General features: G+C 76.3%; 2 protein-coding genes. Both read right to left on the bottom strand.

Annotated elements, in window-relative coordinates; all coding sequences use genetic code 11:
* Window positions 1-473: Bug family tripartite tricarboxylate transporter substrate binding protein (locus tag OZN99_RS31890; protein ID WP_270939200.1), on the bottom strand; the 473-nt coding region annotated here is incomplete at its 3' end.
* Window positions 474-660: 187 nt separating this feature from the next.
* Window positions 661-1264 (bottom strand): MlrC C-terminal domain-containing protein (locus OZN99_RS31895; protein ID WP_270939201.1); only part of this gene is annotated, 604 nt, incomplete at its 5' end.

The following is a 1264-nucleotide window of genomic DNA, read 5'->3' on the forward strand; positions in this document are numbered from 1 at the left end:
CCGACGCCGCCCGAGCCGTAGCGCAGCCCACCCGCGGGGGCCGCGCGCGCGGCCGCGATCAGCGCGGCGATGTCGCGCCAGGGCGCGGCGGTGCGCACCGCCAGCAGCGCGGGATTCTCGACGATGGTGGCGATGGGCGTGAAGTCGCGCAGCACGTCGTAGCCGGGATCGCGGCCCATCACGGCATGGGTGATCGCGGTGCCGCCGCCCCAGAGCAGCGTCGAACCATCGGGCGCGGCGCGCGCGACCTGTTGCGCGGCGAGCAGCCCGCCGGCGCCGGCGCGGTTCTCCACCACGATGGCGACGCCGAGCGCCTCCGCCAGCTTAGCCGAGACGATGCGCGCGATGGTGTCGGAGGAGGCGCCGGCGGCGAAGGGCACGACGACGCGGATGGTGCGCGGCAGGTCCTGCGCGCGGGCGGGCGGTGCGAGGGCCATGGCGGTGAAGGCGAGCAGGGCTTGGCGGCGCTGCATGGCGTACTCCTCCGGGTAGGCTTGCCCTAAGGGCGACGCGATTCCCCTTCGACGGCAGGGTCGGTCGCGCCCCCACCCGCCTCGCTGCGCTCGGCACCCTCCCCCGCTGCGCGGGAGAGGGAATGTCGGCGCATCATGCTCCCTCCCCCGCGCAGCGGGGGAGGGTCGGGGTGGGGGCGCGCGAAGCCTATGGCGGCGCGTCGGCCGGCGCCAGCATGGCGGCGGGGACGTGGCGGAAGGGCAGCGCGGCGAGGTCGAGCGCGGCGGGGCCGGGGCAGTCGCATTCCAGGATGGCGACGCAGCGCTCCGCGAAGGCGGCGCGGAAATGGTTCTTGCCCTTGTTCGCCAGCAGCCGCACCCCGGCGAAGTCGATGCCGTGCAGGTCGAAGAAGGCCGGGTCGGCCGCGGCCTCCTTCCGGCTGGTCACGATGATGCGCAGCAGCCCCGCACGCAGCACGCAGGTGGCGCCCAGGTCCATCGGGCTGCCGCGCTCCATCGGGCCGCTGTTGACGAAGCGGCCCTCCGTCAGCAGCGCCACCGTGGCGTCCAATTCCACCGGCGGGCCGAAGGCGTCGGTTGTGCGGGCGCAGAGCGTGAAGCGGCGCGTCGCGCCCGGCCCCGCCGCACGCGCCAGCTCCACCGTGGCGGGGTCGTGCAGGGGCGCGAGGACCGTCTCCACCGGCGGACCGGCCGCGACCAGCGCCCGCAGCAGGCCCGGCGTGTCGGCGACGCCGCCGGAGAAGGGGTTGTCCGCCGGGTCGAGCAGCGCGACCAGGCCGGGCGGCGCCGCG

Source organism: Falsiroseomonas oryzae (assembly GCF_027856955.1).
Taxonomy (GTDB): Bacteria; Pseudomonadota; Alphaproteobacteria; order Acetobacterales; family Acetobacteraceae; genus Falsiroseomonas; species Falsiroseomonas oryzae.